Source organism: Streptomyces coerulescens (assembly GCF_042657965.1).
In the GTDB taxonomy this organism is placed as follows: domain Bacteria; phylum Actinomycetota; class Actinomycetes; order Streptomycetales; family Streptomycetaceae; genus Streptomyces; species Streptomyces coerulescens.
The window spans coordinates 67038-93741 of sequence record NZ_JBHSKM010000002.1; the positions used below are offsets into that span (position 1 = coordinate 67038).

General features: G+C 71.0%; 22 protein-coding genes. 3 read left to right on the top strand and 19 right to left on the bottom strand.

Annotated features, from left to right (window positions below; genetic code table 11):
* Positions 1 to 77 precede the first annotated feature (77 nt).
* On the bottom strand, positions 78 to 941 hold the full coding sequence (locus ACFPQ9_RS01830) for an Fpg/Nei family DNA glycosylase (RefSeq protein ID WP_380845375.1): 864 nt from the start codon (positions 939 to 941) through the stop codon (positions 78 to 80).
* 54 nt (positions 942 to 995) lie between these two features.
* Positions 996 to 3071, bottom strand: coding sequence for a SpoIIE family protein phosphatase (locus tag ACFPQ9_RS01835; protein WP_380845378.1), 2076 nt, complete (start codon positions 3069 to 3071; stop codon positions 996 to 998).
* Positions 3072 to 3232: 161 nt separating this feature from the next.
* Here ACFPQ9_RS01835 and ACFPQ9_RS01840 point away from each other — a divergent pair, with 161 nt between their 5' ends.
* Positions 3233 to 4654, top strand: a complete 1422-nt coding sequence (locus ACFPQ9_RS01840; protein WP_380845381.1) for a lipase maturation factor family protein — start codon at positions 3233 to 3235, stop codon at positions 4652 to 4654.
* Here ACFPQ9_RS01840 and ACFPQ9_RS01845 read toward each other — a convergent pair.
* From ACFPQ9_RS01845 to ACFPQ9_RS01880, 8 genes are read right to left on the bottom strand one after another with little or no spacing between them, the layout of a single operon-like run.
* Positions 4642 to 5487, bottom strand: coding sequence for an amidohydrolase family protein (locus ACFPQ9_RS01845; RefSeq protein WP_380845384.1), 846 nt, complete (start codon positions 5485 to 5487; stop codon positions 4642 to 4644). The genes ACFPQ9_RS01840 and ACFPQ9_RS01845 overlap by 13 nt on opposite strands.
* Positions 5472 to 5786, bottom strand: coding sequence for an L-rhamnose mutarotase (locus ACFPQ9_RS01850; RefSeq protein WP_380845387.1), 315 nt, complete (start codon positions 5784 to 5786; stop codon positions 5472 to 5474). The genes ACFPQ9_RS01845 and ACFPQ9_RS01850 overlap by 16 nt, the downstream gene beginning before the upstream one ends.
* Positions 5783 to 6757, bottom strand: a complete 975-nt coding sequence (locus ACFPQ9_RS01855; protein WP_380845390.1) for an aldo/keto reductase — start codon at positions 6755 to 6757, stop codon at positions 5783 to 5785. Before ACFPQ9_RS01855 ends, ACFPQ9_RS01850 begins: the two co-directional genes overlap by 4 nt.
* The gene (locus tag ACFPQ9_RS01860) at positions 6754 to 7509 is read right to left on the bottom strand and encodes an SDR family NAD(P)-dependent oxidoreductase (protein ID WP_380845393.1); all 756 of its coding nucleotides are present in this window, start codon (positions 7507 to 7509) and stop codon (positions 6754 to 6756) included. Before ACFPQ9_RS01860 ends, ACFPQ9_RS01855 begins: the two co-directional genes overlap by 4 nt.
* Positions 7506 to 8855, bottom strand: a complete 1350-nt coding sequence (locus ACFPQ9_RS01865) for an L-fuconate dehydratase (RefSeq protein WP_380845396.1) — start codon at positions 8853 to 8855, stop codon at positions 7506 to 7508. The genes ACFPQ9_RS01860 and ACFPQ9_RS01865 overlap by 4 nt, the downstream gene beginning before the upstream one ends.
* A 38-nt stretch (positions 8856 to 8893) precedes the next feature.
* A complete protein-coding gene (locus tag ACFPQ9_RS01870) occupies positions 8894 to 9919 on the bottom strand; it encodes an ABC transporter permease (RefSeq protein ID WP_380845399.1) in 1026 nt (341 codons plus the stop codon).
* Positions 9912 to 11426 (bottom strand): sugar ABC transporter ATP-binding protein, encoded by a 1515-nt coding sequence (locus tag ACFPQ9_RS01875; RefSeq protein WP_380845402.1) that lies wholly within the window; start codon positions 11424 to 11426, stop codon positions 9912 to 9914. The genes ACFPQ9_RS01870 and ACFPQ9_RS01875 overlap by 8 nt, the downstream gene beginning before the upstream one ends.
* Positions 11423 to 12493, bottom strand: a complete 1071-nt coding sequence (locus ACFPQ9_RS01880; RefSeq protein WP_380845405.1) for a sugar ABC transporter substrate-binding protein — start codon at positions 12491 to 12493, stop codon at positions 11423 to 11425. The genes ACFPQ9_RS01875 and ACFPQ9_RS01880 overlap by 4 nt, the downstream gene beginning before the upstream one ends.
* A gap of 181 nt (positions 12494 to 12674) precedes the next feature.
* Here ACFPQ9_RS01880 and ACFPQ9_RS01885 point away from each other — a divergent pair, with 181 nt between their 5' ends.
* A complete protein-coding gene (locus ACFPQ9_RS01885; protein ID WP_380848328.1) occupies positions 12675 to 13376 on the top strand; it encodes a FadR/GntR family transcriptional regulator in 702 nt (233 codons plus the stop codon).
* Between the two features lie 24 nt (positions 13377 to 13400).
* Here ACFPQ9_RS01885 and ACFPQ9_RS01890 read toward each other — a convergent pair whose 3' ends face one another.
* From ACFPQ9_RS01890 to ACFPQ9_RS01920, 7 genes are all read right to left on the bottom strand, one after another.
* Positions 13401 to 14216 (bottom strand): N-acetylmuramoyl-L-alanine amidase, encoded by an 816-nt coding sequence (locus ACFPQ9_RS01890; protein WP_380845408.1) that lies wholly within the window; start codon positions 14214 to 14216, stop codon positions 13401 to 13403.
* A 97-nt stretch (positions 14217 to 14313) separates the two neighbouring features.
* Positions 14314 to 17325: an alpha-mannosidase gene (locus tag ACFPQ9_RS01895; protein ID WP_380845411.1), complete on the bottom strand. Its 3012-nt coding sequence runs from the start codon at positions 17323 to 17325 to the stop codon at positions 14314 to 14316.
* 33 nt (positions 17326 to 17358) lie between these two features.
* Complete coding sequence (locus ACFPQ9_RS01900; RefSeq protein WP_380845414.1) at positions 17359 to 19359, bottom strand: endo-beta-N-acetylglucosaminidase; 2001 nt, start codon at positions 19357 to 19359, stop codon at positions 17359 to 17361.
* Positions 19356 to 20612, bottom strand: a complete 1257-nt coding sequence (locus tag ACFPQ9_RS01905) for a glycoside hydrolase 5 family protein (RefSeq protein WP_380845417.1) — start codon at positions 20610 to 20612, stop codon at positions 19356 to 19358. Before ACFPQ9_RS01905 ends, ACFPQ9_RS01900 begins: the two co-directional genes overlap by 4 nt.
* 30 nt (positions 20613 to 20642) lie before the next feature.
* Positions 20643 to 21545, bottom strand: a complete 903-nt coding sequence (locus ACFPQ9_RS01910) for a carbohydrate ABC transporter permease (RefSeq protein WP_380845420.1) — start codon at positions 21543 to 21545, stop codon at positions 20643 to 20645.
* Entirely contained in the window at positions 21542 to 22435 is an 894-nt protein-coding gene (locus ACFPQ9_RS01915; protein ID WP_380845423.1) for a carbohydrate ABC transporter permease, read from the bottom strand. Before ACFPQ9_RS01915 ends, ACFPQ9_RS01910 begins: the two co-directional genes overlap by 4 nt.
* Before the next feature lie 6 nt (positions 22436 to 22441).
* Positions 22442 to 23734 carry an ABC transporter substrate-binding protein gene (locus ACFPQ9_RS01920; protein ID WP_380845426.1) on the bottom strand — a complete coding sequence of 431 codons (1293 nt, stop codon included), beginning with the start codon at positions 23732 to 23734 and terminating at the stop codon, positions 22442 to 22444.
* Positions 23735 to 23955: 221 nt separating this feature from the next.
* Here ACFPQ9_RS01920 and ACFPQ9_RS01925 point away from each other — a divergent pair, with 221 nt between their 5' ends.
* Entirely contained in the window at positions 23956 to 25002 is a 1047-nt protein-coding gene (locus ACFPQ9_RS01925) for a LacI family DNA-binding transcriptional regulator (protein ID WP_380845429.1), read from the top strand.
* A 13-nt stretch (positions 25003 to 25015) separates the two neighbouring features.
* Here ACFPQ9_RS01925 and ACFPQ9_RS01930 read toward each other — a convergent pair whose 3' ends face one another.
* A complete protein-coding gene (locus tag ACFPQ9_RS01930; RefSeq protein WP_380845432.1) occupies positions 25016 to 25576 on the bottom strand; it encodes a hypothetical protein in 561 nt (186 codons plus the stop codon).
* Positions 25573 to 26679: a serine hydrolase domain-containing protein gene (locus ACFPQ9_RS01935; protein WP_380845435.1), complete on the bottom strand. Its 1107-nt coding sequence runs from the start codon at positions 26677 to 26679 to the stop codon at positions 25573 to 25575. Before ACFPQ9_RS01935 ends, ACFPQ9_RS01930 begins: the two co-directional genes overlap by 4 nt.
* Between the last annotated feature and the right edge of the window lie 25 nt (positions 26680 to 26704).

Consider the following 26704-nt stretch of genomic DNA (forward strand, 5'->3'; position numbering starts at 1 on the left):
CGATACAGCCCCGCGCCCCTCGCGGCGCTGCCCGACTGCCCTCCACTGCGCCAGGTCCGCTCGGCCCTCCGTATCGGCTACTTGAGCAGCCGCGACATCCTGCGGTCCGCCAGCGGCTTCCCGCCCGTCTGGCAGGTCGGGCAGTACTGCAGCGAGGAGTCGCTGAAGGAGACCTCGCGGATGGTGTCGCCGCAGACCGGACAGGACTCGCCGGTGCGGCCGTGGACGCGCAGACCGCTCTTCTTCTCGGCCTTGAGCCGGCCGGCGGCCAGCCCACGCGAACGCTCGACCGCCTCGGTGAGGGTCGTCCGCAGGGCCTCGTACAGCCGAGTCGTCTCCTGCGGGGTCAGTGCCGCCGCCAGTTTGAACGGCGACATCCTGGCCGCGTGCAGGATCTCGTCGCTGTACGCGTTCCCGACCCCGGCGATGAGGCTCTGGTCGCGCAGGGCGCCCTTGATCTGGCGGCGCTCGTCCTTCAGCAGGGCCGCGAAACGGGCCTCGTCGAAGTCGTCGGCGAGCGGGTCCGGGCCCAGCCGGGCCACGCCCGGTACCTCCTGCGGGTCCCGCACGACGTACACCGCGAGGCGTTTTTGTGTGCCGGCCTCCGTCAGGTCGAAGCCGGCCCCGGTCTCCAGGGCGACGCGCAGCGCGAGCGGGCCCTTGCCGGGGCGGGGCATCCCGCTGGGGAGTTGGTCCTTCCACTGGAGCCAGCCCGCGCGGGCCAGGTGGGTCACCAGATGCGGGCCGTCCGCGGTCCGGAGGTCCAGGAACTTGCCGTGGCGGCGCACGGCGGTCACCTCATGGCCCTCGACGGAGGTGACCGGCGGGTCGTACGTCTTGAGGACGCTGATCGCGACGGGCAGCACCCGCACGATCTCGTGCCCGACCAGGTTCTCGGTCAGGAAGTCCTTGAGCGCTTCGACCTCGGGGAGTTCCGGCATACGTCCAGGGTGCCATCCGGCACCGACAGTGCCCGTTGGTTTCCCTCAGGTGCCTCAGGGCCTCTCCGGCACCACGAACTCGCACCACACCGCCTTGCCGCCGCCTCGGGCCTCCACGCCCCACACGTCCGTGAGCAGGTCGACCAGGAGCAGCCCGCGGCCGGAGACGCCCGACTCCCCGGCCTCACGGCGGCGTGGCAGGGCACTGGAGGAGTCCTCGACCTCGACACGCAGCCGGCGTTCGGAGCCGGCGAGGACCCGCAGGGTCACCACGGCCGAGCCCTCGGTGTGCATCAGGGCGTTGGTGATCAGTTCGTCGGCGACCAGCTCGATCTCGTCCGCGCGGTCGGCGGCGCCCCAGGCGCGCACGGCGGCGCGGATCATGTGCCGGGCGGCGGTGAGGGCCTCGGGGTCGCCGGGCGCGACGTGCTGCTGGAGCCGGCCGCCGGCCTGAGGGGCGTCCAGCACGCGGCGGCGCAGCAGGAGCAGGGCCACGTCGTCGTCGCCGCCGCGCTCCTCGGCGATGTCGATGAGGCGGTCGGCGAGATCACGGACGTCCTTCGGACCGGTGGCGATGAGCGCGGTGAGGGTCTGCATGCCGTCGTCCAGGTCGGTGCCGGGCTGTTCGACCAGGCCGTCGGTGCACAGCAGCAGGGTGTGGTCGGAGTCCAGCTCGATCGTGCCGACCGGGTATTCGAGCTGCCCGAACTCCGCGGACAGGCCGAGCGGCAGCCCGCCCTCGACGGAGACCCGACGGCAGGCGCCGCCGGGCTCACGGACCAGCGGGTCGATATGGCCGGCCCGCACCACCTGCACGACACCGGTGGACAGGTCGGCCTCGGCGTACAGGCAGGTCGCGAAGCGGTCGGTGTCCAGCTCGTGCAGGAACACCGAGGCGCGCGCCATCACCGTGGCCGGTGTGTGCCCCTCGGCGGCGTAGGCGCGCAGGACGATGCGCAGCTGGCCCATCACGGCGGCGGCGTGGGTGTCGTGGCCCTGGACGTCGCCGATGACGGCACCGACGCGGCCGCCCGGGAGCGGGATCAGGTCGTACCAGTCGCCGCCGATGTCCCGGCCGAGGGAGGCGGAGCGGTAGCGCACGGCGACGTCGGCGCCGGGCACGCTGGGGATGGTGCGCGGCAGCATGGCCTGCTGGAGGCCGGTGGCGAGGTCCTTCTCCTGCTCGTAGAACATGGCCCGCTGCAGGCTCTGCGCGATGCTGCTGCCGAGGGCGACGAGCACGTTGCGGTCCTCGGTGGAGAAGCCGCGCCGGTCGTTGTAGAGCAGGCCGATGGCGCCGATGGGCCTGGCCTGGGCGATCAGCGGCAGGTAGGCGGCGGATGTGATGTGCAGGTCGGTGATGTGCGGCCAGAGGATCGGGTAGCTGTCCGCGAACTCCTCCGGCGACTCGATGAACCGCGGGCTGAGCGTCCGTACGACCTCGCTCATCGGGTACTGCTCGTCTATTCGGGTGATCAGGGTGCCGGGCACGAAGCTGCCGGAGGGGCCCTCGGCGACCAGCCGGATACGGCCGGCCTCGACCAGGCCCATGACGAGGCTGGTGGCGCCGAGGTGGGTGAGGCCGTGGGTGTCCTTGAGGACGTCGATGACGTCCTGGATGGTGCTCGCGTGGGCGAGGGCGGCCGTGGTGAGCTGGACGACGCTGGTCTGCTGGCGCCGGGCCTCGTCCTCGGCCGCCTCCTCGCGCCGCTGCTCGATCTCGGCGAGTTCGTCGGTGGCGACGCGGACGATGCCGACGATGCGGCGCGGCCGGCCCGTCTCGTCACGGCGGATGTAGCCCTGGGTGTGGGTCCAGCGCATGGTGCCGTCGCGGCAGCGGATGCGGAAGTAGGCGCCGTAGTTCTCGCTGCCGTCCTTCAAGGCCTGAGAGACCAGACGGTCCAGCCGGTAGCCCTCCGGCGGCGGCACCCGGACCGCGAGGGTGGCCGGGTTGCCGTCGTATTCGTCGGGGCGCAGGTCGAAGACCTCGTGGGCCTGGGCGTCCATGTGGAAGACACCGTTGTCCAGGTCCCAGTCGAAGGTGCCCATGCGGTTGAGCGCCAGGATCGGGTCCGGGTGGGCGGGCCAGTCGTCCGGGAGTGACGGGGCGCTCGCTCCCCGATCAACCATGGGGCCACCTTGCCAGGGTTTGCCCGATTCTTCGACTGGGGCGACAGGATCGGCCTCGCTTGCCGCCCGGCCACTCGCATGGGTTACGCAAGCGGAGACGTGGTATACGGAGAGTCACCTGGGGCGGATGGCGCGACAATGAGGGAAGGAGGCGTACGGCCGTGGACTGGTTCGTCGCACCGGACTACTGGACGAGCCGGCTGGTCTTCCAGCGGGCTCTGGCCGGCGTGTACCTCGTCGCGTTCCTGACGGCGGCCCTTCAGTTCCGGGCGCTGATGGGCGAGCGGGGGATGCTGCCCGTGCCGCGCTTCGTCGCGCAGGTGCGCTTCAGGGCGGCGCCGAGCCTGTTCCAACTCCACTACTCGGACCGGTTCTTCGCCGGCTGCGCCTGGGCGGGCTGCGCGGTGTCGGCGGCGCTGCTGGCCGGCCTGGACTCGGTGGTACCGCTGTGGGCCGCGATGCTGCTGTGGCTGGTCCCGTGGGCGCTGTATCTGTCGATCGTCAACGTAGGCCAGACCTGGTATTCCTTCGGCTGGGAGTCCCTGCTGCTGGAGGTCGGCTTCCTGGCCGTGCTGCTGGGCAACGACGAGGTGGCGCCGCCGGTCGTGGTGCTGTTCCTGCTGCGCTGGATCCTGTTCCGCGTCGAGTTCGGGGCGGGGCTGATCAAGATGCGCGGCGACGAGTGCTGGCGGAAGCTGACCTGCCTGGACCACCATCACGAGACCCAGCCGATGCCGGGCCCGCTGAGCTGGTTCTTCCACCATCTGCCGAAGCCGCTGCACCGCGTCGAGGTGGCCGCCAACCACTTCACCCAACTCGTCGTGCCCCTTTTCCTCTTCACCCCACAGCCCATCGCGACGGCCGCCGCCGCCCTGATGATCGTCACCCAGCTCTGGCTGGTCCTGTCGGGCAACTTCTCCTGGCTGAACTGGATCACCATCGTGCTGGCCCTGTCGGCACTGGCGTTCCCCAGCGATCCGCCGACCGTGCCGGACGCGCCGCTGTGGTACGAGGTGGTTGTCCTGGCGGTCGCCGCCCTGCTGCTGTACCTCAGTTACCACCCGGTCGCCAACATGATCTCCCGCCGCCAGGTCATGAACCGCTCCTTCGACCCGCTCCACCTGGTCAACACCTACGGCGCGTTCGGCAGCGTCAGCCGGATCCGCTACGAGGTGGTCGTCGAGGGGACGGCCGACGAGGTGCCGAGCGCGGACTCGGACTGGCGGGAGTACGAGTTCAAGGGCAAGCCGGGCGACCCCCACCGCTGGCCGCGCCAGTTCGCGCCGTACCACCTGCGGCTGGACTGGCTGATGTGGTTCGCCGCGCTGTCCCCCGCCTACGCGGGCCCGTGGTTCGGTGCCCTGGTGGAGCGGCTCCTGGAGAACGACCGCGACACTCTCAGACTCCTGCGCCGCTCCCCGTTCCCGCCCGACGACCCACCACGCCATATCCGCGCCCGCCTCTTCCGCTACCGGTACACGACCTGGCGGGAACTGCGGGAGACGGGCGCGTGCTGGGAGCGGACGTTCGTGCGCGAGTATCTGCCGCCGACCAGGCTGGCCGGGGTGGCTCAGAGGTCGTAGACGCGGGTGGCGGTCGTCTCGAAGATCTGCCGGCGGTCGGCCTCCGCGGTCAGTTCCTGTGCCGTGGCGAGGACTTGGCCGTACGTCGCCGCGAGCGTGCACACCGGCCAGTCCGAGCCGAACATCAGGCGCCCCGGGCCGAAGGCGTCCAGCACCGCGTCGGCGTACGGGCGCAGGTCGGCGATGCTCCAGGCGGCGTGGTCGGCCTCGGTGACCATGCCGGAGAGTTTGCAGACGGTGTTGGGGAGCGCGGCGAGGGCGCGGACGTCACGGGTCCAGGGTTCGCGGGCGCCGGAGGCGATCGGCGGCTTGCCCAAGTGGTCCAGGACGAAGGTGAGTTCGGGGAGCGCCGCAGCGGCCTTGACGCAGGCGGGGAGCTGATGCGGCAGCACCACGAGGTCGTGGACCAGGCCCGCCTGCGCCACGGCGGCCAGTCCGCGCCGGACGTCCGCGCGCAGCAGCCACTCCGGGTCGGCTTCGCCCTGGACCTGGTGGCGGATCCCCTTGAGGTACCGCCCGCCGGGCAGTTCCCGCAGCCGGGCCAGCTCTTCGGCGACGTCGGGGCGCGTGAGGTCGGTCCAGCCGACGACGCCCGCGATCAGCTCGTGCTCGGCGGCGAGCGCCAGGAACTCCGGGGTCTCCTCGGGCACGGTGATCGTCTGGACGAGTACGGTACGGCCGACTCCGGCGGCCAGCGCCTCGGAGGCGAGGTCACCGACGGTGAAGTCCCTTCTGAGCGGCTGGAGTTCGGGGCCCGTGATCCAGTCCTGGTCCCGCACCGACAGGTCCCACACATGGTGGTGGGCGTCGACGATCGTCACGGCAGCTCCCATACGACGGGCAGGCCGGCGTCCGCGCCCTCGTGGGAGTAGTCGTGCACCACGTCGAGGAGCTCGACCATGCGGGCCTGCCAGGCCACGTTGACCGGCAGCTTCTCCAGTTCGGCGAGGAGGCGGCCGTAGTCCTCGCAGTCCAGGACGTGGAACAGGTCGGTGCCGCTGCGCCAGATCGTCCAGGAGGTCGCCCCGGCGGCGCGGATGGCGTCGGTGAGCTCGACCGGCACCTCACGATGGGCGGCCTCGTATGCGGCGATCCGGTCGGCGCGTACCTTGGTGTGCAGGGCGACTCTCATGACGCTTCTTCCTTGTCGGACAGCAGGCCGGACTCCAGCAGGTCCTGCCAGAACGCCATCGGCACCTCGGTCGCGAACTGCTCGGCGCAGTCCCGGACTTCGTCGGCCGACCGGAGGCCCACGAGGACGCTCGCGACGGCCGGGTGCGCGGCGCAGAAGGCGAGGGCGGCGGCCCGCAGGGTGATGCCGTGCCGGTCGGCGAGGGACTTCATGCCCAGTGCACGGTCCAGCACCTTCTGCGGCGTCTGCGCGTAGTTGTACGTCGCGTCCGGTCCCGGATCGGCCAGAAGACCGGAGTTGAAGGCACCGCCGACGACGACGGACGTGCCGCACTCGACCGCGACGGGCAGCAGATCGTCGAGCGCGCTCTGGTCCAGCAGCGTGTAGCGGCCGGCGCACAGCACCACATCGACGTCGGTGTCGGTGACGAAGCGGGTGAGCATCTCCACCTCGTTCATCCCGACGCCGATCGCACCCACCACCCCTTGGGAACGCAGCTTCTCCAGTGCCGGGTAGCCCTCGCGGAAGGCCTGTTCGGCGTGGTCGTCGGGGTCGTGGAGGTAGACGACGTCGACGCGGTCGAGACCGAGGCGCTCCAGGCTCTCCTCCAGGCCGCGTCGTACACCGTCCGCGCTGAAGTCCCAGACGCGGCGCCGGTCTGCGGGGACGGCGAAGCCGTTGGCCAGGTCGTCGCCCGTGACGTCCGCCACCGGCTCCAGCCGGCGGCCGACCTTCGTGGAGAGGGTGTACTCGCCGCGCGGGTGCTCCCGCAGTGCGGCGCCGAGGCGCCGTTCGGCGAGGCCGAGGCCGTAGTGCGGGGCCGTGTCGAAATAGCGGATGCCGCGCTGCCAGGCAGCGTCCACCGCCTCGTACGCCTGCTGCTCGCCGACCTCGCTGTAGAGGTTGCCGATGGCGGCCCCGCCGAAGGCCAGCGGGCTGACCTCGACGTCGGTGCGGCCGAGCCGGTTCACCGGCCGGCCGGCCTGAGGCGCAGGCCCTGCATGCCGCCGTCGACGGCGAGGGCGGTGCCGGTGGTGGCGCCGGAGAGCGGGCTCGCGAGGTAGGCGACGGCACCGGCGACCTCGGCGGCGGACACGAGTCGGCCGGTGGGCTGGCGGGCCTCGAGGGCGGCGCGTTCGGCGGCCGGATCGGGGGCCTTCGACAGCAGTCGGCCGATCCAGGGGGTGTCCACCGTGCCGGGGTTGACGCAGTTGACGCGGATGCCCTCGCGGACGTGGTCGGCGGCCATGGCGAGGGTGAGCGAGTACACGGCGCCCTTGGTCGCGCTGTACAGCGCCCGCTGCGGCAGCCCCGCCGTGGCAGCGATGGAGCAGGTGTTGACGATGGCCGCGTGCGACGACTCCCGTAGCTGCGGCAGCGCGGCGCGGGCCACCCGCACCATGCCGAAGACATTCACGTCCATGACCCGCTGCCACTCGGCGTCGTCGTTGTCCTCGACCGTGCCCTGGGCGCCGATCCCGGCGTTGTTGACCACCACGTCCAGTCCGCCGAGCTCGGCGACCGCGGCGGCCACCGCCTCGCGCACCGAGGTGTCGTCGGTGACGTCGGCGCGGAAGGCGAGCAGGGGCTTGTCGACGGAGGACGGGTCCAGGTCCAGGACGGCGACCTGGGCGCCGCGCGCGGCGAGGAGTTCGGCCGTGGCCCGGCCGATGCCGGAGGCGCCTCCTGTCACCAGCGCCTTGAGACCGTCGAAGTCGCTCATGCCGCGTGCCCCTTCTTCTCATCGCGGTCGGCGGCCCAGAAGGCGCCGTCCGGGAACGTGTACCGCGCGATCGACTCGGGCCGCATGGCGGCCGAGAAGCCCGGCGCGGTGGGTGCCGTGTAGTGACCTTCCCTGATCATCACCGGATCGAGGAAGTGGTCGTGCAGATGGTCGACGTACTCGATGACCCGGTCCTCGGTGGTGCCGGTCACGGCCACGTAGTCGAACATCGACAGGTGCTGGACGAGTTCGCACAGCCCGACGCCGCCCGCGTGGGGGCACACGGGCACGCCGAACTTGGCGGCGAGCAGCAGGATGGCGAGGTTCTCGTTGACGCCGCCGACGCGGGCCGCGTCGATCTGGAGGACGTCGAGGGCGCCGGCCTGGAGGAGCTGCTTGAAGACGACCCGGTTCTGCACATGCTCGCCGGTGGCCACCTTCACCGGGGCGACGGCCTCATGGATGGCCGCGTGGCCGAGGACGTCGTCGGGGCTGGTGGGCTCCTCGATCCAGTACGGGTCGAACTCCGCGAGGGCCTTGGTCCAGCGGATCGCCTCGGCCACGTCCCAGCGCTGGTTGGCGTCGATGGCCATGCGGATGCCGGGCCCGACGGCCTCGCGGGCGACGCGGCAGCGCCGTACGTCGTCCTCCAGGTCGGCACCGACCTTCAGCTTGATCTGGCGGAAGCCGTCGGCGACGGCCTCGGCGGCGAGGCGGCGGAGCTTGTCGTCGTCGTAGCCGAGCCAGCCGGCGGAGGTGGTGTAGGCCGGATAGCCGCGCTCCAGCAGCCGCGCGACGCGCTCCCGCGAGCCTTCGCGGCCCCGGCGCAGGATGGCCAGCGCCTCCTCGGGCGTGAGGGCGTCGGTGAGGTACCGGAAGTCGATCTGACGGACGATCCACTCCGGGTCGGCGTCGGCGAGGAGCCGCCACAAGGGCTTGTCCGCCCGCTTGGCGGCCAGGTCCCACACGGCGTTCATGACCGCGCCGATCGCCATGTGCATCACGCCCTTCTCGGGGCCGAGCCAGCGGAGCTGGCTGTCGCCGATCAGGTCGCGGTTGAGGGTCCCCGGGTCGGCGCACAGCTCGTCGACGGGCCGCCCCACGACATGGGTGCGCAGCGCCTCGATCGCGGCGACCTGGATCTCGTTGCCCCGCCCGATGGTGAAGGTGAATCCGTGCCCCTCGTGCCCGTCCGCCGCGTCGGTGCGCAGCACGACGTACGCGGCGGAGTAGTCGGGGTCCGGGTTCATCGCGTCGGAGCCGTCGAGCTCGCGCGAGGTGGGGAAGCGGATGTCGTAGGTGTCGACCGCGGTGACGCGGGCGGGGGTGCCGGGGGCCTGGGACACTGAAGTCCTTTCCGTCAAGGGGCGGTTGGCGGCCGTGGTCAGTCCTGGGCCCGGCCCGTGGTGACACGGGCGATCATGAGGGCGATCAGGATGATTCCGCCGTAGATGGCCTGGATCCAGAACGACGGGACCTGGGCGAGGGTGAGCAGGTTCTGCACCACGCCCAGCAGGAGTACGCCGGTCAGGGCGCCGAACATGGTGCCCTTGCCGCCGTCCAGGCTGATGCCGCCGATCACCGCGGCCGCGAACACGGTGAAGATCATGTTGTTGCCCTGGTTGGCGCTGATCGCGCCGACGTAGCCGGTCTGGATGATCCCGCCGACCGCCGCGAGGGCGCCGGCGACGACGAACACGCCGAGCATCACCCGCTCGACCCGGATACCGGCCGCGCGGGCGGCGTCCGCGTTGCCGCCGATGGCGTACAGCGCGCGTCCGATGCGGTGGTACTTGAGCACGAGCCCGGCGACCGCGAAGGCCGCGGCGGCGAGCCACACCGACATCGGGATGCCGATGAAGGTCGTGGTGGCCAGGGAGTAGAAACTCTCGGGCATCCCGAACAGGGTCTTTCCCTTGGTGGCGCCGACCAGCAGTCCGCGCAGGACGATCAGCATCGCGAGCGTCACGATGAACGCGTTGAGCTTGAACTTCACGACCAGGATGCCGTTGAAGGCTCCGACGGCAGCGCCCACCAGGAGGATCGCCAGCAGGGAGAGGGCGGCGGGAAGTTCGGTGCCCCAGCCGGACTGCGCGGCGGGCAGCACGAGCAGGGCGCCGACGGCGGGTGCGATGCCGACGACCGATTCCAGCGACAGGTCGAACTTGCCGGTGATCAGGACCAGCGACTCGGCCAGCACTACCATCGCGAGCGCGGCGGACGCGCCGAGGATCGAGATCAGGTTCCGCTCGGTGAGGAACGAGTCGTTGACCACCGCGCCGAGCACCAGGAGCAGCAACAGGGCCGGGACAAGGGCGAGTTCCCGGGCGCGGCGGAGCAGGACGGTCCTGGCGGCACGGGCGTCCGGCACCTTCACGGGCAGGGCCGGCGGGGCCTTGGTGTCAGCCATGGTGGTCCACTCCTTCGATGGAGGCGATCAGCTCGTGGTCGCGCCAGCCGGCCGGGTGCTCGGCGACGACACGGCCGTGGAACAGGACGAGGACGCGGTCGCAGCGGCGCAGGTCGTCGAGTTCGTCGGAGACGACGAGCACGGCGATACCGTCCTCACGGGCGCTGTCGACCCGGGCCAGCAGGGACTCCTTGGACTTCACGTCGACACCCGCGGTGGGGTTGATCAGCACCAGGAGCCGCGGGTCGGAGGCGAGGGCGCGGGCCATGACGACCTTCTGCGCGTTGCCGCCGGACAGGTCGGAGACGGGCTGGTCGGGGCCCTCGGTGTGGATGTCGAGACGTTCGATCAGGGCCGTCGCGAAGCCACGCTTGCGTTCGGTGCCGACGAACCCGAAGCGGCCGAGCCGCTCCAGGACGCTCATGGTGGTGTTGTCGCCGATGGTCATGCCGGCGACGAGGCCCTGGTCGTGCCGGTCGCGGGGCACACAGGCGACACCCGCCTTCAGCGCCGCCCCGACATCCCCGAACGGCAACCGCGCACCGCCCAGTTGAGCGGCCCCACCGGTCGGGGTGTGCAGCCCCGCGAAGGACTCGGCGAGTTCCACCTTGCCGCTGCCGCTGATCCCGGCGAGCCCGACGACCTCGCCGCGGCGGACGGTGAGGTCGATGTCCTCGTACGCCGGTGAGGTGAGCCCGCGCGCTTCCAGCAGGACGGGGGCGTCGTGGTCGACGTCCCTCGGGTCCACGGCCTGTTCGGCGATGGCCTCCAGGGACTCCCCCGCCATGGCCTCCACCAGGGCCCGGCGCGGGAGTTCGGCGACCGGTGCGGTGGTGATCCAGCGGGCGTCGCGCAGGACCGTGACGGTCTGGCAGACCTCGTACACCTCCTGGAGGTGGTGCGAGATGAACAGGAAGGTGACGCCGGAGTCCTGGAGCGTCCGCATCCGTGTGAACAGCCGCTCGATCTCCCGGTTGTCGAGCTGGGCGGTGGGCTCGTCGAGGATGATGAAGCGGGCGCCGAAGCTCAACGCCCTGGCGATCTCCACCATTTGACGGTCCTCGACCTTGAGGTCGGCGGTGCGGGCCTCGGGGTCGACGTGCACGTCCCAGGTGGCGAGGAGGTCGGCGGCCTCGGAGCGCAGCTTGCGCCAGCTGATGAAGCCGCGGTTGAGGGGCTGCCGGTTGATGTACAGGTTCTCGGCGACCGTCAGCTCGGGGACGACGGTGGGCTTCTGGTAGACGCAGGCCACCTTGCGGCGCCAGGCGTCACGGTCGGCGAGCGGGGGCGCGGGCTCGCCGTCGAAGCGGACCTCGCCCTCGTCGGCGGCCTGCAGTCCGGTGAGGATCTGGACCAGGGTCGACTTGCCGGCGCCGTTGCGGCCGACGAGGGCGTGCGACTCGCCGGGCAGGACGGTGAGCCGTCCGTCGGCGAGGGCGGTGGTGGGGCCGTAGCGCTTGACGATGTCCCGCGCCTCGACGAGTGGCGTGATCACGGACGCACTCATTTGACCGTGTTGCCCCAGAGCTTGGGGTCGTCGACATTGTCCTTGGTGACCAGCGGGGCGGGCAGCTGGTCCTCCAGGATGCCGCTGGGCAGCTTCACGATGGTGGAGTCGTGGTCCGTCGGGCCGGGCTCGAAGGTCTTCCCCTCCATTGCCGCCTTGATGTAGTACATGCCGTACTTGGCGTACAGGTCGGCGGGCTGGGAGACGGTCGCGTCGATCTCGCCCTTGCGGATGGCGTCGTACTCCTGCGGGATGCCGTCGTTGGAGACGATCGTGATGTGCCCGTCCTGCCCGGCCTTCTTCAGCATGCCCTTGGACTTCAGGGTCTGCAGGGTCGGGGCGAGGTAGACGCCGCCGGCCTGCATGTAGATGCCCTTGATGTCGGGGTTGGCGTTCAGGAGGGTGTCCAGCTTGGAGGCCGCGGTGTCGGACTCCCATTTCGCCGGTATCTCCAGGACCTTCAGCTTGGGGAAGTTCTTCTTCACGCAGGCCCTGAACGCCTCCGAGCGGTCGCGGCCGTTGACGGACGCCAGATCGCCCATGATCTGCACGACCTTGCCGGAGGGGATCTGCTCGCCGAGGTACTGGCAGGCCTTCTCGCCGTACGCCACGTTGTCGGCGCGCACCACCATCGCGACCTTGCCCTTGTCGGGCGCCACGTCGACGGCGACGACCGGCACGCCCTTGCGCTCGGCCTGGTCGAGACCGGCCTCGATGGCCGCACTGTCCAGCGGGGCCACCACCAGACCCTTGACGCTCTGGTTGAGCTGGTTGTTGATGTCGGTGATCTGCTGGGAGGGGTCGCTGTTGGAGTTGACCGTCTTGAGCGCGTCGACACCCTCGGAGTCGGCCATCTTCGGCACATAGTCGTTGTACGACTGCCAGAACGGCGAGGTCAGCAGGGGCAGGATGACCCCGACCTTGCCGCTGCCGCCGCCTTCGGCGCTCGCCGCGCCGGTGTCCTTGGTGCTGCCGCAGGCGGCGAGCGCGAGCGAGGCGCCGGCGACCGCGCACACCGCCCTGACCTTCCGTGACCTGTTCTGCTTCCGCGCTGTAGTGCCGGGCATCTGGCGGCTCCTCGGTGAGCGTGTTCGAGCACATGGTTCGAGCAGATGCCCGCATATTTATCAGACCACTTCCGGGGAACAACACCCTCCAGCGGCAGATTTTCCGGCATCGCACCTGTATTGGTCGGACCACCTCGCTGGTTAGACTGCGCGCACCGGTGACAGGAGGAACGGCGTGAACGTGGACGAGACAGCCCCGCAGAAGGGCACCGTGACGCAACGCGCCATCGAGCGGATCAAGGCGATGATCGCGGAGGGGCGCCTTGAGCCCGGCCAGCGGCTGCCGACCGAGCGGGATCTGGCGGCGCAACTCGGTATCTCCCGCAGCTCGATGCGCGAGGCGATCCGCGCGCTGACGGTGCTGGGCGTGCTGGAGGCCCGGCACGGCTCCGGCATCTACGTCACCCAGCTGGAGGCCGGCGATCTGCTGGAGACGTTCGGCGTGGTCGCCGATCTGTCCCGGGGCCCGCGGCTGGTGGAACTCCTTGAGGTGCGCCGCATCCTGGAGTCGACGGCGACAGCCCTGGCGGCGGCACGGATCACGCCGGACCAGCTGGCGGAGGTCGAGAAGCATCTCACCGCGATGAACGCCACGGACGACCCGGAGGAGATCCTGGCTCACGACCTGGCGTTCCACCGCGAGATCGCGGCCGCGGCCGGCAACGACACCATGGCCGCGATCCTGGAGGGCCTGTCCTCCCGCACCTTCCGCGCCCGCGTCTGGCGCGGCTATCAGGAGGAGGGCGCCTTCGAGCGCACCCGCCGCGAGCACGCCGCGATCCACCGGGCCCTGGTGGCCCGCGATCCGGAGGCGGCCCGTGCGGCGGCGGCCGCGCATGTGGGCGAGGTGGAGGAGTGGCTGCGAGCGCAGCTCGGCGAGTGACCCTCCCCCACCGGCGCCGGGGTCCTACGGCTGTACGTCGAAGCCGTGGGCGTCGCCGAGTCGGTCCAGGGACACCTGGCCCGGGATGCCGTTGGCGTCCGAGCCGGTGAAGCCGCACCGGTGCTGCCAGGCGGAGTACGCCTTGACGGTCGCCCCGCCGAAGTGGCCGTCGGCGTACCGGGATTCGAGGAGGCCCTCGGCGACGAGCGCCTTCTCCACGGTTCGCACGCCGCCGTAGGAGACCGGTGTGCCGGCCTTGTCCGGGTCGTGCAGGGCCGCGGCGATCACCTTCGACAGGTCGATCACCGGCCGCGGGCCGGGCACGGGCGTCGAACCGCCGGGGCGCGGGGCACCCTTCTGCACCCATGCGTACAGGTGCGTGCCCGGGCACTGGGTGGCGAAGCCGTCCCTGTGGCCCTTGATCTCCTTGCCGGCACCGTGGCGGCGCAGCAACTCGATTCCGTCGTGGATGGCGCCGAGCATCGCGTCCGTCGGCTTGGTGAGTCCCTCCGAGCCGACCAGGCCGCAGATCGCGTAGTGGGCGCGGTTGAGGGCCTGGTTGCCGTTGGCCCCGGTGCGCTTGTCCAGGCCACGGCCCTCCAGGAGGTGACCGTGCGGACAGGCGCCGTAGTTGTAGGCGATGTCCGAGTAGTTCTCCTCCTCGTTCGCCAGATGGTCTTTCCTGATCGCCTTCCATTTGGCGATACAGAGGTCGTGGTCGTCGAGGAGTTTCAAGCTGACCGGTGCGCCTTCGTAGTGGACCTTCACGCCCTTGGTCGAGGACTGCGCGGGTGCGGCGGACGCGGGCCAGCCGAGCTGGGTTCGTGTGACGAGCTTCATGAGTGCCTCCAGGGCCTGGACGGGACGCCAACCTCCTTGAGTGTGAAGGAGGTTGGCTTCCCGCTTCATGAAAACGCGCCGCCCTGACCCGTCCGTGCTACAAGGCCCGCCGCAACCGCAGCGTCACCAGTTCGAAGGGCCGCAGCCGCAGCGCGATCCGACGGTCCTCGTACGACGGTGTCTCGGGCAGCGGCCGTTCCAGCAGATCCGTCGCCGCGACGTCCAGGACCTCGAAGTCCGCCGTCAGCGTGGCCCGTGCCCGGCCGCCGTGGGCCTCGTGCAGGCGTACCACCACGTCCCCGCTGCCATCGTCGGCGAGCTTCACCGCCGTGATCACGACGGCGTCCCGGTCCACCGTCACCAGCGGGGACACCTCCCGCCCGCCGGTGATCCGGCGCTCCGGCAGATTGATCCGCCAGCCCTCGCGCACCGCGTCCTCGATGCCCGCGCCGGGTACCAGGGCGTGCCGGAAGCGGTGGACGCCCTGGTCGGTCTCGGGGTCCGGGAAGCGCGGGGCGCGCAGCAGCGAGACCCGGACCGTGGTGGTGGTGCCCTGGTCGCCGTCGGTGCGGACCGTGCGGGTCACGTCGTGGCCGTACGTCGAGTCGTTGACGACGGCGGCGCCCCAGCCGGGCTCCTCGACGTGGACGAAGCGGTGGTTGCAGGCCTCGAACTTGGCGGCCTCCCAGCTGGTGTTGGTGTGGGTGGGCCGGTGGAAGTGCCCGAACTGGGTCTCCGAGGCGTACCGTTCCGCGTGCACGTCGAGCGGGAAGGCCAGCTTCAGGAACTTCTCCGTCTCGTGCCAGTCGACCTCCGTGTCGAACACCAGCCGCCGCTCCCCCGGCGCGAGCGAGAGTCGCTGGGTGACGCGGGACTCGCCGAAGGACCGCACGATCCGCACCTCGCCGTCGGCGGCGGCGATCTCGTCCACGTCGGTCAGGTCGGTGACCGTGTGACGGTAGAACGCGTCGACGTCCCAGGCGTCCCACATGTTCGGGAAGTCGGGGTGCAGTTGGAGGAGACCGGCGGCGCCGCCCGGTGCGATCGTCTCCCGGTCGCCCTCGATGTCGTACGCGGACACGACCAGGCCCCGGGCGTCGATCTCGACGCGCAGCAGGCCGTTGTCGAGGACGAAGCCGCCGGCGGGGCGCGGTGTGAGCGAGGTCCGGCCCTCGCCCGCCGGGGGCCGTGCCCCGCCCGCGGGCACACCTTCGCGCGGATGCGGGGCGGAGTTGAAGACGAGCTCGGTCGTGCCCTCGCCCGCCAGGGCGCGCTGGGCCGAGCCGATGACGGCTTCGAGCTCGCCGGCGAGGCGTTCGTAGGTGGCACGGGCCTCCCGGTGCACCCATGCGATGGACGAGCCGGGCAGGATGTCGTGGAACTGGTGCAGCAGCACCGTCTTCCAGATCCGGTCCAACTCCTCGTACGGGTAAGGGAATCCGGTCCGTACGGCGGCCGTGGCCGCCCACAGTTCGGCCTCGCGCAGGAGGTGTTCGCTGCGGCGGTTGCCCTGCTTGGTCCTGGCCTGGCTGGTGAGGGTGGCGCGGTGCAGTTCGAGGTAGAGCTCGCCGACCCAGACCGGCGCGTCGGGGTACTCGGCCTCGGCCTTGCGGAAGAAGGCGTCCGGGGTCTCCCAGACGACGGTCGCCGAGCCCTCCAGGTCGCGCAGCCGTGCCGACTTGGCGATCATCTCGCGGGTCGTGCCGCCGCCTCCGTCGCCCCAGCCGGTGGGCGCCAGGGAGTGCCGGGCCCTGCCCTTGTCCTTGAAGTTGCGGGCCGCGTGGGCGATCTCGCTGCCCTTCATGGAGCAGTTGTAGGTGTCGACGGGCGGGAAGTGCGTGAAGATCCGGGTGCCGTCGATGCCCTCCCACTGGAAGGTGTGGTGCGGGAACTTGTTGGTCTGGCTCCAGGAGATCTTCTGGGTCAGCAGCCACTTGGACCCGGCGGCCTTGATGATCTGCGGGAGTCCGGCGGCGAACCCGAAGGTGTCGGGCAGCCAGGCCTCGTCGTTCTCGATGCCGAACTCGTCCAGGAAGAACCGCTTGCCGTGCACGAACTGCCGGGCCATCGCCTCCGAGCCCGGCATGTTGGTGTCGGACTCCACCCACATGCCGCCGGCCGGCACGAACCGTCCGTCCGCCACGGCCTTCTTCACGCGCGCCCACACCTCGGGCCGGTGCTCCTTCACCCACGCCCACTGCTGGGCCTGGGACATGGCGAAGACGAAGTCGGGCTCGTCCTCGATGAGCGCGGTCATGTTGGACGTCGTACGGGCCACCTTGCGCACCGTCTCGCGCAGTGGCCACAGCCAGGCCGAGTCGATGTGCGCGTGTCCGACTGCGCTGATGCGGTGGGCGGACGGCACGGCGGGCACGGCGAGCACCTCGGCGAGCTGGTCCCGGGCCCGGGCCGCGCTGCCGTTCACGTCCTGGAGGTCGATCGCGTCGAGCGCCCGCTCCACCGCCCGCAGGAGGTCCCAGCGCCGCGCCGACTCCACCGGCAGCTCGGCCATCAGCTCGCCGAGCACCTCCAGATCGATGACGAGCTGCCAGACGTTCTCGTCGAGGACGGCGAGATCCATCCGGGCCAGCTTGTACTGGGGTTCGCTGCCGGCGGTCTCCTTGTCGCCCAACTGCGTGGGCAGGAAGGGGTGATAGTCGAGGATGACGGGGTTCGAGGCCGCCTCGATGTGCAGCCGCACCTCCTCGCCGCCCTCCACGGGGGCGCCGACGCGCACCCACTGGTTGCGCGGATTGAGTCCCTTCACCGGCGTTCCGTCGGGCCGGTAGACCAGCCCCTCGCACTGGAAGCCGGGCATGTTCTCGTCGAACCCGAGGTCCAGCAGCGCCTCGACGGTCTTCCCGGCCCACGCCTCGGGCACGGTCCCGGTGACCCGGAACCAGCTGGTGCCCCACGGAGCACCCCAGCGGGCGCCCACCTCGATCGGCTCGGGTGCGGCCGCGAGTCCCTCGGCGACGGGCACCGGCTCACCGGGCGCGTGCCACACCGCCACGTCCAGCGGTACGGACTCGGGGTACACGGCGGGGCGGACGCGCTCGTCGAGGACGCGCCTCAGGCGGGCTTCGACCAGGTTGCGGTCGTCATGCATGCGGGGTGCTCCGTAGGTCGTCCGGGCGGGTGGTTACCAGCGGTGGGTGACGGTCACGGGGGCCGACGTGGTGTACAGCTCCCCTACCGCACGCAGTTCGAACCGTGCCTCCTGCTCGCCCTGTTCGGGCTTCAGGCCACCGAAGAAGTACGCGCTCTGGCAGGTGCCGCCGAGGAAGCGCCGGGTGCCGTCGGGCAGCAGGCGGTGAAGGGTGTGGTGGCGTACGTCGCCCGAGGCCGGATTCCAGGCGAGCCGCAGGTCACCGCCCGAGGCCGCGGTGACACGGAGGCCGGAGGGCGCCGCCGGTGTCTGCGGGGCGTTCCGCACGGCGATGCCGCCCAGCCGCCACCGCACCTGGCCACCGCCGGCCGCGGTGAGCCGGACGCCGATCGCCCGCACGGTTCCGGTCAGGCCGGTGAGCCGTACGGTCGCGGTCTGCCAGCCGCTCCCCGAGGCCACGGGGAAGTAGGTGTACGGCGGTGTGGCCCCGGGTGTGGTGGGTTCGGCGGTGGCGACGGCCAGCTCGACCTTCACCGCGCCCGCGTCGGCCCGGTGGGTCAGCTCGACGACGGTGTCCGCGGTGACCGGCAGCCGGGTCGCGTACACGTCCAGTACCGTCGGCCGGTCCAGTGCCCCGTCGACGAGCACACTGCTCCCGCCGCGCCACGCGGCCGAGAAGTCGAAGGTCACCGCGGGTCGCTGCCCCTCGGTGTGGACGACCCAGCGGCGGGACGGCAGCCGGTCCTGGAGGCCCAGATGGTTCCAGGGCACGTCCGACGTCACCTGCCCGTTCTCGTACCAGCGCAGCCCGTGCCCGGTGTTGAACACGCTCGCGAACGGCAACGAGGTGACCGTCGAGCGGTCGGCGACCGAGACGGCCGGCGCCCGCCAGCTGTCCGTGCCGTCCGGCCGGGCGGGGTCCAGGGACCGGCCGGTCCAGAAGCGGTCGTCGGCGGCGTGGAAGTCGCCCGGCGTCCGGCCGTCGGCCGGCAGGTGGTTGCGGGTCCACTCGGGCCGGTAGAAGCCGACCGACACGACGTGCGCCTTGTCGCGCGGCACCATGGCGTCCCAGTCCACGGACGAGTTCCAGCCGTTCGACTCGACGTCGACGCCCGCCCACAGCTCATATCGATCACGGCCCAGTTGCCCGGCCCGCTGCCCCGACGAGGCCAGTTTCGCGGCCGTCCAGCGGAAGTCGACGAACATGTCGTCGGCGGCCTGGAAGAACGCCTCGTTCTGCGAGTTGAGCGCGCCCTGCCAGCTCACGCTGCCGTTCACGGTCATCGAGTCGTACCAGGTGACCCGCTGTCCCTTGGCCCTGGCGAGCGTCTTCAGCTCGCGCAGGAAGCCGAGCATGTCGGCGCCCAGCGCGGCGTTCCCGCCGCTGGTCTCGGCGTTGACGAACCATCCGTCGAAGCCGTACGCCGCCGCGACCGCGACCAGCCGCTCGGCCAGCGGATACCGTCCGGCCGCGTCCTTCTGCACCAGGTCACGGGTCCACTGCAACTGCCCGCCGTAGGCGACGGGCGGCAGGAAGATGTTGCCGAGGACGGGCACACCGTGGCGGTGGGCGGCGTCCACGATCGGCGCGTTCGGCGCCAGGATCAGGCCCTCGCCGGAGGAGCCGCCCCAGAACACCAGCTCGTCGATGTACGCCCAGTGCGTGAGGGCGTAGTAGTCGGCGGTGGCCGAGCCCTGGGAGGGGTTGCTCGCGGTGGGGCCGAAGGACACCAGGGACTGGATACGGGCCTGGCCGGCGCGGGCGGTGGCGTTGACCGGGGCCGGGGTGAAGCGCGGGGCGAGCGGCACGGTCGAGGCGTTGAAGGCGAGGTCCGCGTCGTCGGCCGGGCGCCAGGACTTCAGGCTGCGCCAGGTGATGCCGGGGCCCGGGGTGCCGGAGGGCAGCGAGTCGGGGTACCAGTAGGAGGCGTACGGCTGGAGGGCGGCGGCCTTGGGAGCGGCTTCGGCCGGCAGTGAGGGCATGAGTGCGGCCGTGGCCGCGGCGATGAGGACGGTGCGTCTGGTGGGGTTCACGAGCGGGTGTCTCCTTGTGGGGTCGGGAGTACCTGATCGGGAGTGACGACTTCGGTGATGCCGCGTGCGGTGAGGTGGTCGTGGTCGGTGGCGCGGGTGTCGAGGACGGTGGTGGGGCGGACGCCGTCGGCGACCAGCCGGAAATAGGCGTCGAAGACGGCGCCGCCGGGCGCGCAGAGCGAGCGGGCGGCCGGATCGGCGGGGACGATCAGCGCCGTGGTACGCGGCTGAGGCGTCCGTGGTGGCTCCTGGGCCGCCCGCTCCAGCACCCGGGCCGAGTCCTTCGGCTTGCGGTCGTTGGTCAGCAGGCCCAGCCCGTATTCGAGTTCGGGGAAGTCGGCCAGCTCACGGGAGACGTCGTGGGAGCACCACCAGGTGATGCCCCACAGGTCGGGGCAGTCCAGCGCGTTCGCGACGGTCGCCGCGGTGAAGGCGGCGGCGTGCTCGGGCGGCACCAGCGGGGCGGGCGCACCGACCTCCTGGAGCCAGACCGGGCGGTGCGGGTCTTCGGCCCACGCCTTGCTCAGCTCGACGAGGTAGGCGGCATGGTGCTCGGCCGGGACCGAGGCACGGCCGTGACGCTGGGCGGTGCCGTTGAAGACCCACGAGTGCACGGCCGTGAGGGTGCCGTGCCGGGCCGCCTGGGCCGGTGTGAACGGCTGGTCGTCCTGGTACCAGGTGGCGTCGTACTCCGCGTGCAGATGCAGCCGCCCCGGGGCGCCCTCCTCGCAGGCGGCGAGCATGCGGGCGAGCCAGCGGTCGATCTCGTCCCGGGTCGCCCGGTCGGGGTCGGGATGCGGGTCCGCCGAGAACTGGTTGACCTCGTTGCCGAGGGTCATGCCGAGGAAGTTCGGCCGGTCGGCGAGCGCGGCGGCGAGGGTGCGCAGGTAGGCGGCCTGGCCGTCGAGGACGTCAGGGTCGGTGAAGAGGTTGCGGCGATGCCAGGTCCGGGTCCAGGCCGGCAGGAAGTCGAAGCTGCTCAAGTGGCCCTGCAGACCGTCCACGTTGACGTCGAGGCCGCGTTCGGCGGCGGCGTCGGTGAGCCGTACCAGATCCGAGACGGCTCGCTCACGGATCAGGGTGCGGTTCGGCTGGAAGTACGGCCACAGCGGGAAGACCCGGATGTGGTCGAGGCCCAGCGCCGCGATGGAGTCGAGGTCGGCGCGTACGGAGTCGAGGTCGAAGTCGAGCCAGTGGTGGAACCACCCTTCGCTGGGGGTGTAGTTGACGCCGAAGCGCACGGCAGGAGGCATGCAGTGTCCTTGCTGGGCGAGTTGGGGGGTTCAGCCCTTCACCGCGCCCTCGCCCACGCCGCGGAAGAAGTACCGCTGGAGGCAGGCGAAGAGGGCGATCAGCGGGGCGACGGCGATGATCGTGCCGGCGGCGACCAGTCGCTCGTCGTTGGCGAAGGTGCCGTGCAGATAGTTGAGGCCGATGGTCAGCGTGAACTTGGACGGGTCGCTCAGCACGATCAGCGGCCACAGGAAGTCGTCCCAGGCGCCCATGAAGGCGAAGATCGCGACGACGGCGAGCGTCCCCTTCACCGACGGCAGCGCGATCCGCAGGAAACGCTGCCAGACGTTGGCTCCGTCGACGTAGGCCGCCTCCTCGATCTCGTACGGCAGGTTGAGGAAGGCGTTGCGCATCAGCAGGACGTTCAGGGCGCTGATGCAGCCGGGCAGGACGACACCGATGAGGGTGTTGTTGAGGCCCAGCTCCCGCATGGTCGTGAACTGGGCGATGATGATGCCCTCCACGGGCACGAGCATCGCCAGGATGAAGACGAGCGTGGCGACCTTGCGGCCCCGGTAGCGCAGCCGGGCGAGGGCGTAGCCCGCGAGTGCCGCGCCGACGCAGTTGGTGACGACGTTGGCGGTGGCGACCTTCAGCGAGTTCAGGGCGTAGTCCCAGACCGGGATGGTCTCGGAGACCCGCTCGTAGTTGTGCAGCGTCGGGTCGCCCGGCAGGAACTTCGGCGGGGAGCTGAAGATGTCCTCGGTGGGCCCCTTGAGCGAGGTCGACAGCTGCCAGATGAACGGGCCGACGGTGAGGGCGAGGACGGCGAGCAGGAGCAGGTAGCGCAGGGCGAGTTCCCAGACGCGCACGCGACGGCCGTGCTCGTCGGTGACGCGGGGCTCCCTCGGTGGGTCCGGTGCCTTCGGCCGTACCTTCTCCATGACGCTCATGACTCGTCCCTCCGGTCGGCGCGCAGCACGAGCAGCATCAGGGCGACGGTGACGACGAAGACGACGACGGAGATGGCGGAGGCGTAGCCGACGCGGCCGGTCAGGCCGGTGCCGGTGCGCTGGACGAGCATCACGAGGGTGGTGTCCTCGCCCGCCGGGCCGCCGCTCGGGCCCGCCATCAGGTACACCTCGGAGAACACCTTGAAGGCGGCGACCGAGGAGAGCGCGCCGACCAGGACCATGGTGGAGCGGACGGCGGGCACGGTGACCGTGAGGAAGCGGCGGATCGCGCCCGCGCCGTCGACGGCCGCCGCCTCGTGCAGTTCACGGGGCACGTTGGCGAGCGCGGCCAGATAAATGATCATGTAGTAGCCGAGGCCCTTCCAGACCGTCACGGCCATGGCGCTCAGCAGGAGCAGCCACTGGTCGCTGAGGAAGCCGACCCGGCCGACGCCGATGGTCTCCAGCAGGGAGTTCACCAGGCCGCGCTCGTCGAGCAGCCACACCCAGATCAGCCCGACCACCACGATCGAGGCGACGACCGGGGTGTAGAAGGCGGACCGGAAGAAGGTGATGCCGGGGATGTTCTTCTGCACCAGGAGCGCGAGCAGCAGGGGCAGCACGACGAGGGCGGGGACGACGCCGAGGACGTACAGCGTGCTGTTGCGCAGACCGATCCAGAACATGTCGTCGTTCAGCAGCTCGCGGAAGTTGGCCAGGCCCACGAACTCGCCGGGGATCAGGGTGCGGCGGTCGGTGAAGGCGTTGACCAGCGTGGAGAGGAACGGGTACAGGATGAAGGCGCCGGTGATCAGCAGGCCCGGGGCGGCGAACAGCCAGGGACTGGTGGGCAGCTGGCGCCGCACCCGGGAGACGGTGGAGAGGGCCATCGCGTACTACCCCTGCTGCTGGAGCAGTGTGTTGCACGCCTTGACAGCGTTGTCGAGAGCTTCCTTGGGGCTCTCCTTGCCCTGCAGCGCCTTGGCGACCTCGTTGCGCAGCTCGGTCTTCATCTGCTCGCTGAACAGCACCGGCGTGTAGTTGACCGCTGTCTTCAGCGACTTGGCGGCCGCGATCCGCACCCGTGTCTCGTCGGTGCCGTCCTCCTTGGTGAAGTACGGGTCGTCGAGCGAGCCGGCGGTGCTGGGGAAGATGGCGACCTGCTTGGCGAACGACATCTGGTGCTCGGCGTCGGTGACGTAGTGCGCGAAGGCGACCGCGGCGGGCGTCCGCTTGGTCTGCGCGTTGACCATCACGCCCATGACGTACATGTTGACGTGCCCGGTGCTGGTGATCTGGTCGGTGATGCCGATGTTCTTGTACAGGTTCGGCGCCTGCTTCTTGAAGTTGCCGAGGTCGAGCGCACTGCCGGGGTTCATGGCGACGGCACCGGTGAGGAACTTCTTGCCGGACGACTCGGGGGTGGCGGTCAGCGCCTGCGGGTCCAGGGCCTTGGCGTCGTACAGCTCCTTGTACTTGGTGAGGAGCTCGACCCCCTTCGCGTCGTTGAAGGTGAAGGCGGTGCCCTCCTTGTTCATCAGCTCCACGCCGTAGCGGCCGAAGTCCTCGACGGTGGGGACGTTGGCGAGGGTGGCGACCTTGCCGTCGGTCTCCTTCGCCATCTTCAGGGCCGCGGCGAAGACCTCGTCGTACGTCTTCGGCGGCCGCTCCGCGTCGAGGCCGGCCTCCTTGAAGAGGGTCTTGTTGTAGAAGAGCGGGCCGGTGTTGAGGTACCAGGGGAAGGCGTACGTGCCCTGCATGCCGGGCACCTGGTGGCTGGCCCAGGCCCCGTCCAGGTACTCCTTCTTGTACTTCCCGGCGGCCTTGTCGAGGTCGAGCGCGAGGCCCGCCTTGGCGAGCGGGGCGACCAGGTCGGGTGAGACGTTGACGACGTCGGGAAGGGTGCCGCCGGCGGCGTCGGCGCTGATCTTGTCGGCGTAGCCCTCGGCGGGCTGGTCGATCCACTTGACGTTCGTGCCGGGGTACTTCTTCTCGAAGTCGGCGATCAGTCCCTCGAAGTAGTCCTTGAAATTGGCGCGCAGGTTCCAGGTCTGGAAGGTGATGTCGCCCTCGACCTTGCCGGAGGCGTCGGCGGCGGCGCTGTCACCGCCTGACGAACCGCAGGCGCTGAGCGGCAGCGCGACACAGACGGCGAATGCGGCAGCGAGGGCTCTACGGGATAGGGGCACCGTGAACCGGCCTCCTTTGCGGGCGGGTTGGTCGACGTGGCAGACCCTGCACGCCGTTCCAGGGGCCCGTCAATGGCTCTCGCGCAGCTAATTTCTTTAGTGACTAATGCGCATTAGGATCAGCGAGCTGAACCGCATTAGGATCATCCGGCCCCTCTTCCAGCTGAACCGCATTAGTGCATACTGCTCGGGGAATGTGCCGCCGGAATGGGGGGATCACGATGTCAGGCAAGCGGTCACCGGCCCGTCGTCCGACGATGAAGGACATAGCGCGGCACGCCGGGGTCTCCCAGAGCGCGGTCTCGTTCGCGCTGAACGGTCGGCCGGGCGTGTCGGAGGACACCCGGGACCGGGTGCGGCAGGTCGCCGAGGAGCTGGGCTGGCGGCCCAGTACGGCGGCGCGGGCGCTGTCCGGGGAGGGCGCGGCGACGGTCGGCTTCGTGCTGGCCAGGCCCGCGGACACCCTCGGTGTGGACTCCTTCTTCCTCCAGCTCGTCTCAGGCATCCAGGAGGTGCTGGCGGAGCGCCATCTCGGTCTGCTGTTCCAGGTGGTGGAGGACATCGCCGACGAGTGCGCGGTGTACCGGCGCTGGTGGGCCGAGCACCGCGTGGACGGTGTCCTGGTCGTCGACCCGCGCACCGACGACCCCCGCCCGGACCTCCTCGACGAACTCGGCCTGCCCGCCGTGGTGATCGGCGGCGCGCCCGACGACCGGCACCCCGGTCTGTCGACCGTCTGGGCGGACGACGCGGGCGCGATGGCCTCCGTCGTGGACGGCCTGTATGCGCTCGGCCACCGGCGGATCGTGCACATCGCGGGTCTGCCGGGGCTCGCCCACACCGAGCGCCGTATCCGCACCCTGCGTGCCGAGGCCGGACGTCGTGGCCTGTCCGAGGTGAGGTCGGTGACCACCGACTACTCCGACGTCGAGGGCGCCGCGGTCACCCGCCGGGTCCTGGAGGGCACCGCTCCCCCGACCGCGCTGATCTACGACAACGACGTGATGGCCGTGGCCGGCGCCGCCGCCGCGACCGAACTCGGCTTCGCGGTCCCGGCGGACGTCTCGGTGGTCTCCTGGGAGGACTCGGCGCTGTGCCGGATGGTCAAGCCGTGGCTGTCGGCGCTGTCCCGGGACAGTGTGGAGTTCGGGCGGACGGCGGCGCGGGAGCTGACCGCGCTGCTGGACGGGGGGTCGGCGCGGGCGGTGCGGGTGCCGGTGCCCCGGTTGGTGGAGCGGGGCAGTACGGGGGTGGCGCGGGGGGTGTGACCCCGGCGTCGGCCTAGGACAGCGGCCGACCTCCGAGGCCCGTCCGGCTGACGCCGCGGGGCGAGAAGGTGATCGGTCCGATCCAGCCGTGGCGGACGACGGCGATCTGGGACGGCAGCGGGGTCAGTGGATCGACGGCTCTGCCGCGCGACCAGTTCCGCAGCAGCCCCTCGGTGGTCTCGACGGCGGTCACCACCATGGTCACCTTCAACTCCCCGTCGCTCCAGGTGTGCCACAGCGCCCAGCCCTCGGGCCTGGGCTCCACGCCGATCCGCGCGCACACCTCGTCGTACGTCTCCTCCACCCCGGCCGGCATGACCGCGGGTCGCAGTACACAGGCCCCGACGAGGCGGACGGTGGGCCGGTCGCCCTCCTCCAGGCAGCCGTCGCCCTCGAAGTGGTAGTGCCGCAGCACTCGGGCCAGCGCGTTCACGCTGCGCTGGAGCGGGGTCGCGTCCTCGGGGTCCTCCAGATACGAGAGCCAGCCCTCGCCGAACGCCGCCTCGCGGACCCGGGCCGCGAGGCGTTCGATCTCCCGAAGATGGTCCAGGTCGTCGAGTTCGAGGGACGTCATGACGGCAGCCCTTGCAGCCCTTCGTAGGCGGCCGTCACGATCTCCATCCCCCGGGTGTCCTCGGCGGGCTCGCGCATCTGGTGGGTCACATAGGCCACCACCAGCCGCCGGTCGGGCTCGATCATCACCAGCGACCCGCCCCAGCCGCCCCAGCCGCACGCGCTGCCGAACAGGCCGTACCCCAGCCCCCACCGCGTCGGCATCCCCAGCACCCGGTCGTCGCCGTCGAACTGCTCCTCCCGGGCACGTTCGCAGCCGGCCCGGGACAGCAGCCGTACCCCGTTCACCTCTCCCCCGCAGGCCAGGACGGACTGCACCAGCGCGACCGAGCGGGCGTTGCCGTAGCCGCTCGCCGCGGGGATCTGCGCGCGGCGCCAGGCCAGGCTGTTGCCGTCGCGGACGCGCATGCCGTTCCCCGCCTCGGAGCCCGCCGGGTTGCCGGGCGCGCTCGACGCGTAGTCCTCGTCCTGCCCCGTCGGGGGAATCGCCGGGGCGACCCGGTGGTCGTGCTCGGCCGGCAGGCCGATGTGGAAGTCGGCGCCCAGCGGCCCGGTCACCTCCTCGGCGAGGAACTGACCGACGCTGCGGCCGGTGACCCGGCGCACGACCTCGCCGACGAGGAAGCCCTGGGTGAGCGAGTGGTATCCGGCCGCGGTGCCCGGCTCCCACCGGGGTGTCCGCGCCGCGAGCCGGGCGGTGGCGCCGGGCCAGTCGTAGAGGTCCTCGACCGACCCGTCCCAGTCGGGCAGTCCCGCGGTGTGCGAGAGCAGGTGCCGTACGAGCACCTTCTCCTTGCCCGCCGCCGCGAACTCCGGCCAGTACCGGGCGACCGGTGCGTCCGGGTCGAGTGCGCCGCGGTCGATCAGCACGAGGGCGCACAGTGCCGTCATCGTCTTGGTCACGGACCAGACGTTGACGAGGGTGTCGCGCTCCCAGGGGACGGTGCGGGCGGCGTCCGCGTACCCGCCCCAGACGTCCACGACCGGCTCGCCGTCGACGAAGACGGCGACGGAGCCGCCCGCGTCACCGGCGTCCAGCATGGCGGCCAGCGCGTTCGGAACGGCGAGGAAGAGGTTGTCGTACGAGCCCTGAATGTCGGCCATGTGCCCCATCCAGCCCGCCCGGCCC